General features: G+C 75.2%; 13 protein-coding genes and 5 pseudogenes. 5 read left to right on the forward strand and 13 right to left on the reverse strand.

Translation table 11 applies throughout. The features are described from left to right. The 9 genes and pseudogenes from KPL57_RS26255 to dapE form a co-directional block, all read right to left on the reverse strand. A pseudogene (locus tag KPL57_RS26255) lies at positions 1-204 on the reverse strand (DNA-3-methyladenine glycosylase I); the annotation flags it as partial. A gap of 3 nt (positions 205-207) precedes the next feature. Beyond that, on the reverse strand, positions 208-432 hold the full coding sequence (locus KPL57_RS70285; protein ID WP_308253018.1) for a hypothetical protein: 225 nt from the start codon (positions 430-432) through the stop codon (positions 208-210). Then, positions 429-680, reverse strand: coding sequence for a hypothetical protein (locus tag KPL57_RS70290; RefSeq protein ID WP_308253019.1), 252 nt, complete (start codon positions 678-680; stop codon positions 429-431). The genes KPL57_RS70285 and KPL57_RS70290 overlap by 4 nt, the downstream gene beginning before the upstream one ends. 66 nt (positions 681-746) lie before the next feature. Continuing rightward, a pseudogene (locus KPL57_RS26265) lies at positions 747-1105 on the reverse strand (DivIVA domain-containing protein). Positions 1106-1117: 12 nt separating this feature from the next. Beyond that, positions 1118-1645, reverse strand: a complete 528-nt coding sequence (locus KPL57_RS26270) for a hypothetical protein (protein ID WP_226353552.1) — start codon at positions 1643-1645, stop codon at positions 1118-1120. A 63-nt stretch (positions 1646-1708) separates the two neighbouring features. After that, positions 1709-2152 (reverse strand): hypothetical protein, encoded by a 444-nt coding sequence (locus KPL57_RS26275; RefSeq protein WP_226353553.1) that lies wholly within the window; start codon positions 2150-2152, stop codon positions 1709-1711. 4 nt (positions 2153-2156) lie between these two features. Then, a pseudogene (locus KPL57_RS26280) lies at positions 2157-2669 on the reverse strand (TIGR00730 family Rossman fold protein); the annotation flags it as partial. Between the two features lie 104 nt (positions 2670-2773). Next, positions 2774-3555: pseudogene (locus KPL57_RS26285) on the reverse strand (TIGR00730 family Rossman fold protein); the annotation flags it as partial. Positions 3556-3779: 224 nt separating this feature from the next. After that, positions 3780-4853: a succinyl-diaminopimelate desuccinylase gene (gene dapE / locus KPL57_RS26290; protein ID WP_226353561.1), complete on the reverse strand. Its 1074-nt coding sequence runs from the start codon at positions 4851-4853 to the stop codon at positions 3780-3782. A gap of 480 nt (positions 4854-5333) precedes the next feature. Here dapE and KPL57_RS26295 point away from each other — a divergent pair, with 480 nt between their 5' ends. Genes KPL57_RS26295 through KPL57_RS26305 form a run of 3 tightly spaced genes read left to right on the forward strand, consistent with a single transcriptional unit; the run spans position 5334 to position 8019 of the window. Further along, positions 5334-6038, forward strand: coding sequence for a helix-turn-helix transcriptional regulator (locus KPL57_RS26295; protein WP_226353554.1), 705 nt, complete (start codon positions 5334-5336; stop codon positions 6036-6038). Between the two features lie 11 nt (positions 6039-6049). After that, complete coding sequence (dapD, locus tag KPL57_RS26300) at positions 6050-6985, forward strand: 2,3,4,5-tetrahydropyridine-2,6-dicarboxylate N-succinyltransferase (RefSeq protein ID WP_226353555.1); 936 nt, start codon at positions 6050-6052, stop codon at positions 6983-6985. 53 nt (positions 6986-7038) lie between these two features. After that, a complete protein-coding gene (locus KPL57_RS26305) occupies positions 7039-8019 on the forward strand; it encodes a CHAD domain-containing protein (protein ID WP_226353556.1) in 981 nt (326 codons plus the stop codon). A 9-nt stretch (positions 8020-8028) separates the two neighbouring features. Here KPL57_RS26305 and KPL57_RS26310 read toward each other — a convergent pair whose 3' ends face one another. The 3 genes from KPL57_RS26310 to fdxA all read right to left on the reverse strand — a co-directional run bounded on the left by KPL57_RS26310 (position 8029) and on the right by fdxA (position 10876). Further along, complete coding sequence (locus KPL57_RS26310; protein WP_226353557.1) at positions 8029-9351, reverse strand: CynX/NimT family MFS transporter; 1323 nt, start codon at positions 9349-9351, stop codon at positions 8029-8031. A gap of 98 nt (positions 9352-9449) precedes the next feature. Further along, positions 9450-10553, reverse strand: a complete 1104-nt coding sequence (gene dapC / locus KPL57_RS26315; RefSeq protein ID WP_226353558.1) for a succinyldiaminopimelate transaminase — start codon at positions 10551-10553, stop codon at positions 9450-9452. Beyond that, complete coding sequence (gene fdxA / locus KPL57_RS26320; protein WP_075308199.1) at positions 10550-10876, reverse strand: ferredoxin; 327 nt, start codon at positions 10874-10876, stop codon at positions 10550-10552. Before fdxA ends, dapC begins: the two co-directional genes overlap by 4 nt. Positions 10877-11155: 279 nt before the next feature. Between fdxA and KPL57_RS26325 the strand changes: the two genes are divergently transcribed. Further along, the gene (locus KPL57_RS26325; RefSeq protein WP_226353559.1) at positions 11156-11638 is read left to right on the forward strand and encodes a hypothetical protein; all 483 of its coding nucleotides are present in this window, start codon (positions 11156-11158) and stop codon (positions 11636-11638) included. Then, complete coding sequence (locus tag KPL57_RS26330) at positions 11632-12003, forward strand: N-acetyltransferase (RefSeq protein WP_226353560.1); 372 nt, start codon at positions 11632-11634, stop codon at positions 12001-12003. The genes KPL57_RS26325 and KPL57_RS26330 overlap by 7 nt, the downstream gene beginning before the upstream one ends. Positions 12004-12011: 8 nt before the next feature. On the opposite strand, the pseudogene KPL57_RS26335 reads toward KPL57_RS26330, so the two are convergent. Continuing rightward, positions 12012-12209 (reverse strand): annotated as a pseudogene (locus KPL57_RS26335) (hypothetical protein); the annotation flags it as partial.

Here is a 12209-nt window from a genome sequence, read left to right on the forward strand (position 1 = left end):
CGGAACGCGGGGCGCTTGCGCAGCACGACGATCCAGGACAGGCCGGACTGGAAACCCTCGAGGGTGAGGCGCTCGAACCAACGCCGCGGTGCCATGGACGGGCCGGCCCCACTCGTCGTCGTGGTAGGCGACGTAGTCGGGGGCCGAGAGCGCCCAGTCGCAGCGGCCGCGGTCGTCGGGGGGCGTGATCGCCGGCGTCGTCATCGGTCAAAGCAAGACCGGTAGCGGTCCTCGGTCGCCTCGGCCATCCGCCGCAGCGATGTGCGCGACCCCGGCCCGGAAAGCGGGACGCACCAGCGGCCAGCCGAACCGGCCGAGCGCCCCCAGCGGCAGGTCGAGCAGCTCGGTCCACAGGAACCGCGACCGGGCCGGGCCGAGCTCGACGACGACGAACACGCCGTCGCCGCGGATCACGGTGCCGGTGTGGGTCACGACGATCCGCCGCTCCCCCGTCGTCCCCACAGGCGGTTCGGTCCACTCGGTGACCCGCATCGTGTCGGCGACGCCGAGCGGCCCGACCCCGGGACCGCGCGCAGTCGGGTGCCGACCGAGCGACCGTCTCCCGCGGTGATCTCGACGGTGGTGCCGAGCATCCAGTCCGACTGGCCCTCGAGGTCGGACACGACCTCCCACAGGACGTCGGCGGGGACGTTGACGTCGACCGGGACGGTCAGCTCCACCCGGCCGCCGCCGCCGGCCGCCGCACGCCCGGGGTCCGGTCGCCGACCCCGCCTGCGGTCCCGCGGTCACCACTGCTGTCGTTGCCCGTCACCGGGGTCCTCCTCGGCGCGCATCCGCGCGATCGTCGCTCCAACCGGGGCACGGTCGGCGAGCTCGTGCCGTCGGACCGGACCGGTCAGCTCGCCGGCCAGCCGGTCGAGTACCCAGTCCACCTCGGCCATCCGATATCCGCGCAGCACCTGCTGGAAACGCAGGTCGCGGACGTCGGCGCCGGACACCTCGCGGGCGGGCAGCCGGGTGGCGCGTCGCGTCCGGGGCGAGCGGGGCGAGCTCCTCCCCACGGGCCGAAGACCGCGGCCGCCAACACGAAGACCAGCGCGGCGACGCCGGCCAGGACGATCACGTACGCGAGGGCGGTCCCCATGCCGCCATCACATCAACGCCGGTCCGACGAGGGTCCCACCCCACGCGGGCGGCGGGCGCGACCACCGGCTCGGCGGACCCTCCGTCGCGCACCCGCCCTGGTGGGGGCCGGTCCACCTGGCGCAGCGGACGGGTCTCCGGCGCGCCATCCCGTCTCCACGCCGTGGCCGGGACGGGCGTCGTCGGAGCAGACGTCGTCGGGGAGGAACGCGGTCAGGCCTGCACCGGAGTCGTCGACCCCGCACCGGGACAGGGCCGTGGCGAGGACCTCCCGGGAGGTGCGGCCGAGCTCGTGCAGCGGACGGTTGCGGTGCCGGCGCACGCCCAGGTCGGCCTGTGCGATGGCCGCGGTCCCGCCGACGACGGTGTCGGCGTCGGTGTCGAGCAGCAGGCCGATGTCGACGCCGTAGCCGGTCGCGAACGGGAGCCGGTCGAGCAGCTCCCGGGTCGCGGCGTACTCACCGCCGATGGGCTGGCGGACGTGCCGCAGCCCGGGCCGGAGCGCGGCGAGCAGGGCGGGCGAGCAGCTCGGTGGGCACACGGCCGCCCTCGTGCCCGCCCGCGTCGTCGCTGCCGCCGGGGCCTACGGAGCCGCCGGGGCCGGTCAGCGGCCGCCGGTGGTAGCCCTTGACCAGCGCTGTCCCGGGCCGGGTGAGCAGCGGGGCGAGGAGCCGTTCGACGAGCTCGGGTGCGGGTCGACGAGGTCGGCGTCGACGAAGCAGACCAGGTCGGCGGGGCGTGGCCCGCTCCCCAGCGCGACCACGGCGCGCCACATCGCCTCGCCCTTGCCCGGCAGCACCGGACACCGGGCACCGCCCGTTCCCGGCCGAGCACCCGAGCCCCGGCCGCGGCGGCGCGTTCCCCGGTGGCGGTCGGTGCTGCCGGAGTCGAGGACGACGAGGTCGTCGACCAGCGGGGGGTCGCCCTCGCACAGCCGGGTCAGCCCCGCGACGAGCGGACCGACCGTCGCCTCCTCGTCCAGGGCGGGCAGGACGACGGCGACGCGACGGCCGTCCTTGCGGGCGGCGAGCCGGGCGGCGAGGGTCACGGGCTCAGACGAGCGGACGGGCGCACTCGTCGAGCGCCACGCCGGCCAGCCCCGCGGGGTCGGCCGGGGCGGCGTCGTCACCGCGGACCTGCCGCAGCCGCTCGATCGGGGCCCGCGAGGCGAACCCGCGGTCGACGAGCCCGGCGACCCACTCGACGAGGCCGTCCCAGTGGCCGTCGGGGTCGAGCAGCACGACCGGTTTGCCGTGCAGGCCGAGCGTCCCGGCCGTCCAGACCTCGAACAGCTCCTCGCAGGTCCCGATGCCGCCGGGCAGCGCGAGGAACGCGTCCGCGCGGTCCTCCATCTGCTGCTTGCGCTCACGCATGCTCTCGACGACGAGCAGCTCGTCGCTGTCGTGGTCGGCCCACTCGCGCTCGACCATGGACCGCGGGATGACCCCGACGGTGCGGCCGCCGCCGGCCCGGGCGCCGGCCGCGACCGCGCCCATCATCGACTTGCGGCCCCCACCGGAGACGAGCGTCCAGCCGCGGGCGGCGACGGCGCGGCCGACCTCGCGGGCGAGGTCGAGGTAGTGCGGGGCGACGCCGTCGGAGCGTGCGCAGTAGACGCAGACGGCGAACCCGGGCCGGACCGGCCATCAGTGCGTCCTCCCGGACGGCAGTGCGTCTCCTCCCAGGCGTGGTAGCCTCGTTGACCACGTCGACGGCGTCGTCGATGTCGTCGGTGACGTGCAGCAGGTCCAGGTCCTTCTCGCTGATCTTGCCGTCGACCAGGACGGTACTGGCGATCCAGTCGTAGAGACCGCCCCAGTAGTCGAGTCTGCCGAGCAGGACGACCGGGAACTTGGTGACCTTCTTGGTCTGGACGAGGACGAGCGCCTCGAACAGCTCGTCGAGCGTGCCGAACCCGCCGGGCAGACAGACGAACGCCTGCGAGTACTTGACGAACATCGTCTTGCGGGCGAAGAAGTAGCGGAAGTTGATCCCGAGGTCGACCCACGGGTTCAGGCCCTGCTCGAACGGCAGCTCGATGCCGAGCCCGACCGAGAGCCACACCGCCTCGGAGGCGCCGCGGTTCGCGGCCTCCATCGCGCCCGGACCGCCGCCGGTGATCACGGCGAACCCGGCTCCGGCGAGCCGCGCCCCGAGCTCGCGCCCCAGCTCGTACTCCGGGGAGCCGACCTTCGTGCGGGCCGAGCCGAACACGGTCGCCGCGCGCGGGAGCTCGGCGAGCATCCCGAACCCCTCGACGAACTCGGCCTGAATGCGCAGCACCCGCCACGGGTCGGTGTGCACCCAGTCCGCCGGGCCGCGCGAGTCGAGCAGCCGCTGGTCGGTGGTGGTCGGCTCGATGCTGCGTTCGCCGCGCAGCACCACCGGGCCTCGCTGCTTCTCGGGCTGCTTCTCGTGCAGCGTCCGGGGATCGGCGTTCTCGTCGGCCATGGTGATCACGGTATTCGGGCCGCGACGACTGGGCCGCGCCGGTGGGGTCGTGGGCGGTGTCGGCCGGCCCGACGGGGTGCCCGCAGCAGTGTCGGCGGCGGTGTCGCCCGGGTGCGGGCCGTCCGGCGCCTTCGGTCAGACGGTCTCCGGCCAGAGGGCTCCGGCCAGAGGGGCTCCCGCGAGAGGAGCTCCGGTCAGACGAGCTCCGATCAGGCAAGCTCCGATCAGGCGGAGTCGCCCGCGAGGTAGCGGCGCAGCACCGCGGTGCAGGCGGTGATCGCGTCCTCGGCGACGTGCTCCTCGCGGGTGTGGGCGAGATTCGGGTCGCCGGGCCCGTAGTTGACCGCCGGGATGCCTAGCGCGGCGAAGCGCGATACATCGGTCCAGCCGTACTTCGCCCGCGGCACCGCCCCGGTCGCGGCGACGAACTCCGCGGCCGCCGGTGCGGACAGGCCCGGCAGCGCACCCGGCGAGAGGTCGGTCACGACGAGCGGGAACCCGTCGAACACCTCCCGGACGTGCGCAACGGCCTGCTCGGCCGACCGGTCCGGAGCGAACCGGAAGTTCACCGTGACGACGCACTCGTCGGGGACGACGTTGCCCGCGACCCCGCCGCCGATCCGCACCGCCTGCAGCCCCTCGCGGTACTCGCAGCCGTCGATGTCCACCCACCGCGGCCGGTAGGCCGCCAGCCGCGACAGGATCTCCGCGGCCCGGTGGATCGCGTTGTCCCCCCCAGACGAGCGCGCCGAGTGCGAGCGCCGCCCCGCGGTCCGCAGCTCGACGCGCAGGGTGCCCTGGCAGCCGGCCTCGAGCGCGCCGTCGGTGGGCTCGCCGAGGATCGCGAGGTCGGCGTCGAGCCAGTCCCGGTGCTCGCGCTCGATGCGGCCGAGCCCGTTGCGCTCCGCCTCGATCTCCTCGCAGTCGTAGAAGATCAGCGTGAGGTCGTGGCGCGGCGCGGCCAGCGTGGCCGCGAGGTGCGCGAACACCGCGTCGCCGGACTTCATGTCCGAGGTGCCGCAGCCGTGCACGATCCCGTCGGCACGGCGCGACGGCACGTTGTCCGCGATCGGCACCGTGTCGATGTGCCCGGCCAGCAGCACGCGGTGCGGACGCCCCAGGTTCGTGCGCGCGAGCACCGCGTCACCGGACCGCAGCACCTCCAGATGCGGCGCCTGGGACCGCAGCGCGACCTCGAGCGCGTCGGCGAGCCGCCGCTCTTCCCCGGACACACTGGCGATGTCTACCATCGCAGCGGTCAGGGTCACCGGGTCGGACGTGAGGTCCAGCGCGGGCAGCGTCGTCGTCACCGGCCCGACGCTACCGACCCACCAGGACAGCCCTCCACCAGGACAGCCCTCACCCGCGACCCGCCCGCACCCGGGAGCCCCGGACCGGTCCCGCGCGTCGCCGGGTCGGCGGTCCGGCCCGCCGCGCGCGCCGCCGGGGAGGGCTCCTCGGTCGTCGCTTTGCTCTGCTCACCGATACGCAGCACGGGCCCACGAGCGCTTCGCACGCCCCTACCGTCGCCGGGCACGACCGGGGTTGCGAACGGTCTCCGGCCGCCTCCAGGGGCGTCCCCGGGGGCGCCCGCTGCGTATCGGTGAGCAGAGCAAAGCGAGGCACGGACGACCACCGCCGGGACGGCCGCCCGGGCCGCGGGCGCTGCGTCGCCCGTGGCCGGAACCGCTGACGGGCGGTTGTCCACAAGCGGGCGAGTTGTCCACAGGTTCGCAGGTCACCGGTGCATCCCGGGCTCGTGGGCGCAGGGTCGAGGCATGGACATCATCGAGGGCGACCGGTTGCCCGAGGAGCCGCCGCCGGCGCCGGTCGACGTCGTCGTGCCCGATCTGTCCGGGCTCGTCCGGCGGGTGCGGCGCAGCGCGGACCTGTCACAGCGGGAGCTCGCGGAGCGGACGGGGCTGGCGCCGTCGACCATCGCTCGGATCGAGAGCCGGTCGCTCGCGCCGGCGCTGGACACGCTGGCGGCGATCCTGGCGGTCGCGGGGCTGCGGATGGTCGTCGTGGACGCGGAGAACCGGCGAGTGCCGCCGATGGAGGACCCGCCGGGTGACCTGCGTGACGGGGCGGGCCGCCGGTTCCCGTCGCATCTGGACGTGATCCTCGATCCGCTGCCCGGTGAGTGGTGGGGCGACCGGTACGGCTGCGCGCGCCCGCCGGAGACGTTCCACCGGGATCGGGCGCTGCGCGACGCGATGCGTCGGCGCAGTGTGTGGGAGGTGCGGGTCGCGCAGTTCCGCACCGCGCCGCCACCGCCGACGGTCGAGCACTGGATGGTGCTGCAGGCCCGGTGCCGGGCGTGCGGGCGGCTCCCGGACCCACCACCGCCGCCGTTCGCGCCGGCCGCGGTGCTCCGCTACCTGCAGGCCGCCGCGGTGCTGCTCGCGGTGCGGGCCGCCGAGCATGCCGACGTGTCCCGGCGCACCCACCGCGGCGTGCCGTGGGCGACGGCGGGACGGTAGGTTCGGGGCCCGTGAGCACCGAGTACCGCCGCGAAGGCGCTTCCGGAACCGGCCTGGCCACGGTCACGACCGACGGCACCGTCCTCGACGTCTGGTACCCGGCTCCGGTGCTGGGCGGGGACGCGTCCGACGACGGTGCCGAGCTGCAGCCCCTCGTCGGGACGGACAAGCTGCGTGGGGTCCGCACCGAGGTCGTGCGCACCGAGATCGGCTCGCTCGCCGACGCACCGGCCGACGCCGCCGACGTCTACCTGCGGCTGCACCTGCTCAGCCACCGCCTCGTCCAGCCCCACCAGGTGAACCTCGAGGGCCAGTTCGGGCTGCTCGCCAACGTCGTCTGGACCAACCACGGCCCGTGCCCGGTCCCCGGGTTCGAGCTCACCCGGGCGAAGTTGCGCGGCCGCGGACCGGTGACCGTCACCCACGTCGACAAGTTCCCGCGGATGGTCGACTACGTGATCCCCGCCGGCGTGCGGATCGGTGACGCCGACCGCGTCCGGCTCGGCGCGCACCTGGCCGAGGGCACGACCGTCATGCACGAGGGCTTCGTCAACTTCAACGCCGGCACCCTCGGCGCGTCGATGGTCGAGGGCCGGATCTCGGCCGGGGTCGTCGTCGGGGACGGCTCGGACGTCGGCGGCGGTGCCTCGATCATGGGGACGCTGTCCGGGGGCGGCAAGGAGGTCATCTCGATCGGCCGCCGCTGCCTGCTCGGCGCGAACGCCGGCCTGGGCATCTCCCTCGGCGACGACTGCGTGGTCGAGGCCGGCCTCTACCTCACCGCGGGCACCAAGGTCACGCTGCCCGACGGCAGCACCACCGCGGCACGCGAGCTGTCCGGCCGCAACGGGCTGCTGCTGCGTCGCAACTCGGTGTCCGGCGCGGTCGAGGTGCTGGCCCGCACCGGCGACGGCATCGCCCTCAACGCCGCGCTGCACGCCAACTGACGGCCCGGCAGCGGTTCACGGCGGAACACCCACAGAAGCAGGACGGCAGGGACATGGTGGGTACGGACGGGGCTGCGCAGCCTCCGGGGAACGACCTCTACGGCGCCGCGGACCTCGGTGAGCCGCTGACCGCGGGGCCGCAGGACCCGGCGGTGGCGCACGTCCGTGCGCTGCTGGACAAGCGGCTGCGCGCGATGCTGCGGCACGAGCCCGGTGTGCGCGACGGGTCCGACATCGAGGACCTGCACCAGATGCGGGTCTCGGTGCGGCGGATGCGGGCGGCGCTCAAGGCCGCCCGCCCCCTGCTCGATCAGACCTGGGCGGACCTGCTGCGGGCCGAGCTCGGCCGGCTCGGCCGGGCGCTCGGCCCGGTGCGCGACCTCGACGTGATGATCGACCGCCTGCGCGGCGAGGTGTCCACGCTGCCCCCGGCCGAGCTGGCCGCCGGTGAGCGGCTGGTCGCGGTGCTGGAGGCCGAGCGGGTCGGTGCCCGCGCCGAGATGCTGGACGAGCTCGACTCCGACCGGTACGCCGCACTGCGTCGCTCGCTGGTCGAGGCCGTCTCGGCGCCGCTGCCGGAGCCGCCGGCGGAGGTCGCCCGCCCCGAGCTGATCGAGCTGGTCCGGGCCGAGACCCGCAAGCTCGTGAAGGCGGTGCGTCGCGCCGGGCCGAACCCGCCGGACATGACCTTGCACGACCTGCGGATCCGCACCAAGCGGTTGCGCTACACCGGTGAGCTCGTCGAGCCGGCGATGCGCGACGAGGACGGGTCCCGCACCGAGGACGCCCGCCAGGTCCGGCGGATGCTCAAGGCCGCCGCCGGGCTGCAGGAGGTCCTGGGAGACCACCAGGACGCCTGCGTCGCCGAGCACCGCATCCGCGCCCTGCTCGACGAGCTGGGCCCCGGACCCGACGCCCACGAGGTCTTCGTCGGCGGCCGGCTGGTCGAGCGCGAACGGACCCGCGCCGAGGCGCTGCGCGAGCAGTGGTGGGCCGCATGGGAGCACCTGGCCGAGCAGGCCGAGGCCCTCTGAGCCGACCGCTCAGCGCGGGCGGTCCCCGATCCGGACCACCGCGACGCCCTGCAGCACGGCACCGATCAGGAGCAGCCCGATCGCGGGCGGGAACCCGGCGGCGTCGATGACCACCCCCATCACCAGCGGCCCGATCCCGGCGCAGAAGTAGCCGATCCCGAGGCCGAACCCGCTGACGGCGGCGCTGCGGGCCGGGGTCGGCGTCCGCCAGGCGATCACCGTCAGCCCCAGCGGGAACCCCGCGCCGACCCCGACGCCGATCAGGACCGCCCACAGCCACGGCAGCGGTGAGCCCGGCGCGGGGGCGAGCAGCACCCCGAGCGTCCCCGCGGCGGAGCTGAGGACGGTCAGGGCCGCCCAGAACCGCCACCGGCGTCGTCGCTCGGCCGCGGCCGGGAACAGCAGGGCCGCCGGGATCTGCGCGATGCTCCACACCGCGAGGAGGAGCCCTGCTGCCTGCGGTGACCAGCCCTGGGACTCGTAGAACGGGGACAGCCAGGTCAGCCAGCCGTAGAAGATCGTCGACGAGCCCGCCAGGTAGCAGGCGATGCGCCGGGCGAACGGGTCGTGGCGGACCCGGACCTCCTCGGCGACCGACGGGCCGTCGTCGGACGTTCCCCGCGCGTCCGAGGTGTCCGGACGGGCACGACCGATCCGGCTCGCCACCGGTGCCCACACCGCGACGGCGAGCACCGCGGGCACCGCCCACACCGCGAGAGAGAAGGACCATCCGCCCAGCGCGACGCCCAGGGGCACCGCGACGGCGGAGGCGACCGTTGCGCCGATCATCATCGAGACGACGTAGGCGCCGGTCACCGCGCCGGCCCGCTCGGCCAGGTGCTCCTTCACGACCCCGGTGAGCAGCACCCCGGACACCCCGATGCCGAGCCCGACCAGCACCGAGCCGCCGACCAGGGCCGGCAGTGCCGCCACCGACCGCAGCAGGCTGCCGACCCCGATCGTCGCCACGGCGACACCCAGCAGCCGTTCACGGCCGACCCGGGTGGCGACGGCGGCCGCGCCGAACGAGCCCGCCGACATCATCAGCACCGCACCGGCCTGGACCAGACCCGCCGCGCCCGCCCCGATCCCGAGGTCGGCGCGGGCGGTCTCCAGCAGCGGCGGGTAGCCGGCGAGCCCGGCCCGCAGGTTCACCGCGAGGGCGAGCACCCCGAACAGGACCAGTGCCGGTCGCACGGCCGAGTGCCTCCCGGCCGGTCGCCCCGACCCCGGACCCGGGTCGCGGTGCGCGGCCGGCCCGGAGGGCGTGCCGGGACCGGACGACGCGGACGGGTCGGCGCCACCGGGGTTGCCGGGACGCGGTGCCTGCATTCGACGGCTCCTTCGCCTGCCGGATCGCTCCACCGGCGTCGTGACTGATCCGCCGATCCTCTCCCGGGTCCTTGCCTATCGCAACGACAGTCGGGGGTTCAGGCGGTCCCGAGCCGATCCACGGCGGCGTCGATGCGCTCGTCCGGCGCGGTCAGCCCCACCCGGACGTGCCGGGAGCCCGCCGGCCCGTAGAACTCGCCGGGAGCGACGAGGATCCCCAGACCGGCGAGCCGGTCCACGGTGTCGCGGCACGGCTCGTCCGCGCTCGCCCACAGGTAGAGCCCGGCCTGCGAGTGCTCGATCGTGAGCCCGGCCTTCTCCAGCCCGGCACGCAGACGGGTGCGACGGGCGTCGTAGCGGGCAGCCTGCTCGGCGACGTGCGCGTCGTCGGAGACGGCCGCCTCCAGCGCGGCCTGCACCGGACGCGGCACGATCATGCCCGCGTGCTTGCGGACCTCCAGCAGCCCCGACACCAGCGCCGGTTCCCCGGCGACGAACCCGGCGCGGTACCCGGCCAGGTTCGACACCTTCGACAGCGAGTGGACCGCCAGCAGGCCGGTGGTGTCGCCGTCGCAGACGTCGGGGTGCAGCACCGAGCGCGGCGCCGGCTCGGCGTCGCCGGGCAGACCGAGGTAGCACTCGTCGGAGGCGACGACCGCGCCCCGCTCCCGGGCCCAGGTCACGACCTTGCGCAGGTGCTCGACCGGCAGGACCCGGCCGGTCGGGTTCGACGGCGAGTTCAGCCAGACGAGCCGGACCCGTGCCGGACCGGCGGCGGTGAGGCCGTCGGAACGGACGTGCTCGGCCCCCGCCAACCGGGCCCCGACCTCGTAGGTCGGGTACGCGAGCTCCGGGATGACGACCGTGTCGCCCGCGCCGAGTCCCAGCAGCGTCGGCAACCAGGCGACCAGCTCCTTCGAGCCGATCGTGGGCACCACCGCGGCCGGGTCGACCCCGGGCACGCCGAAGCGCCGCTGCAACGAGGCGACGACCGCCTCACGCAGCGACGCCGGGCCGTGCGTCGTCGGGTAGCCGGGCTCTGCGGCGGCCGGTCCGGCCAACGCCTCCCGCAGCACCCCGGGGACCGGGTCCACCGGGGTGCCGACCGACAGGTCGACGATGCCGTCGGGGTGCGCCGCCGCGCGCTCGCGCGCGCCGGTCAGCGAGTCCCACGGGAAGTCGGGGAGGTCGAGCCTGCTCACTCGTCGTGTTCCTGCGGGGGCAGGCTCTTGGCCGGCTCCACGTCACGGTCGACCTTGCCGAGCTTCGACGCCCCGCCGGGCGAGCCCAGCTCCTCGAAGAAGTCCACATTGGCCTTGGTGTAGGCGGCCCACTGGTCGGGGACGTCGTCCTCGTAGTAGATGGCCTCGACCGGGCAGACCGGCTCGCACGCACCGCAGTCGACGCACTCGTCGGGGTGGATGTAGAGCATCCGTCCACCCTCGTAGATGCAGTCCACCGGGCATTCCTCGATACACGCCTTGTCGAGCAGGTCGACGCAGGGTTCGGCGATCACGTAGGTCACTTCGGTGGTCCTCCACTCGGAGCAGCGGGCACCGGCGATCATGTGGTGGTGGGGTGCCCGGTCAAACTGGGACGCTCGCAGGTTAACCCGCGGCCCCCGGCGGGGCAGGAGTGAGGTGGTCGGCTTCATGCTCGACGAGCTGGCAGGACGGCGAGTGCCCTGCGCCACCGCATCGCGCCGGAGGACGCGCCGGGCCCCGGACTGACCGACGCGGTCGGTGAGCTGGAGCCCGACGGGCCCGACGCCGGCGTCGTCCACACCCGGTCGGGGCCGGTCCACGTGCGGCGCGACGCCGTCGTCGCCGTCCGGGAGGTGCCGCCCGCCCCGGCCCGGCGGGCGTCGCGTGCGGCGGTGGACCGGCTGGAACGCGTGCGGGCGACGGCCTGGCCGGCACCGGTCGTCGAGGAGCTGGGCGGCTGGCTGCTGCGCGCGGCGGGCGGCTGGACCCGGCGGGCGAACTCCGCGCTCGCGCTCGGGGACCCGGGGATGCCGGTGGAACGCGCCCTGGAACGGGTGCGGGAGTTCGCCGGGCGGCACGGCATCGTCCCGGTGGTGCAGGCACCGGTGGACGCGCCCTGGTCGAACCGGGTGATCGAGGCGGGCTGGATGCGGGACGAGGGCCCCGGGACCTGCAGCGTGCTCGTCACCCGCGCCGCGTCCGACGCCCGGCACCGCGATGGCCCGCGACGCCCGGACCCGACTGGTGGGCCGCGCAGGGCGAGCCGGAACCCGCGCCCGGCGCGCCCGCGTGGGCGGTGCTGACCGGGGCGTCTGCCGGGGTGCTGCTGCGTCCCGGTGAGCAGAGCAGAGCGACGAGCACGGACCCCGTCGAGGTCGGGTTCGGCACGCTCGCCGACGCCGACGGGACGCCGGTCGCGTCGGTGCGCGCCGCCGTCGTCGACGAGCACGTCTACGTGTCACGGCTGTGGGTCGTCCCGGCCGCGCGGCGGGGCGGGCTCGCGTCCCGGCTCACCGGACAGGCTCTGGCCTGGGGCGCGGCGCACGGTGCGCGGCACGGGATGCTCGACGTCGCCGACGACAACACCGCCGCGCTCGCCCTCTACCGCGGCACCGGCTGGACCGACCACCACCGCTACCACTACCTGGTTCCCCCGGAGCCTGCCTGACCGGAGGATCAACAGGTCAGGCGAACCCGCGGTCGAGCAGCCAGGCGCGGGCCTGCTTGGCGGCACGCTTGAGCCCCGACCACTCCCTCCCCCAGGTACTTCCCGACGACGCCGACGACCGGCAGCAGCCCGAGCCACTGGTGGTAGAAGCGGCCGTGCGGGCGCTTGTCGAGCTCGTCCTCCACACCCCACAGGGCCCGTCCGAG

The sequence above is a fragment of the Pseudonocardia sp. ICBG601 genome, assembly GCF_020496245.1.

What these genes read in the sequence shown, in the direction of transcription:
- KPL57_RS26310 (WP_226353557.1), bottom strand. Translation starts at nt 9,351, where the DNA reads ATGCAGGCACCGCGTCCCGGCAACCCCGGTGGCGCCGACCCGTCCGCG.
- KPL57_RS26295 (WP_226353554.1), top strand. Translation starts at nt 5,334, where the DNA reads ATGGACATCATCGAGGGCGACCGGTTGCCCGAGGAGCCGCCGCCGGCG.
- KPL57_RS26305 (WP_226353556.1), top strand. Translation starts at nt 7,039, where the DNA reads ATGGTGGGTACGGACGGGGCTGCGCAGCCTCCGGGGAACGACCTCTAC.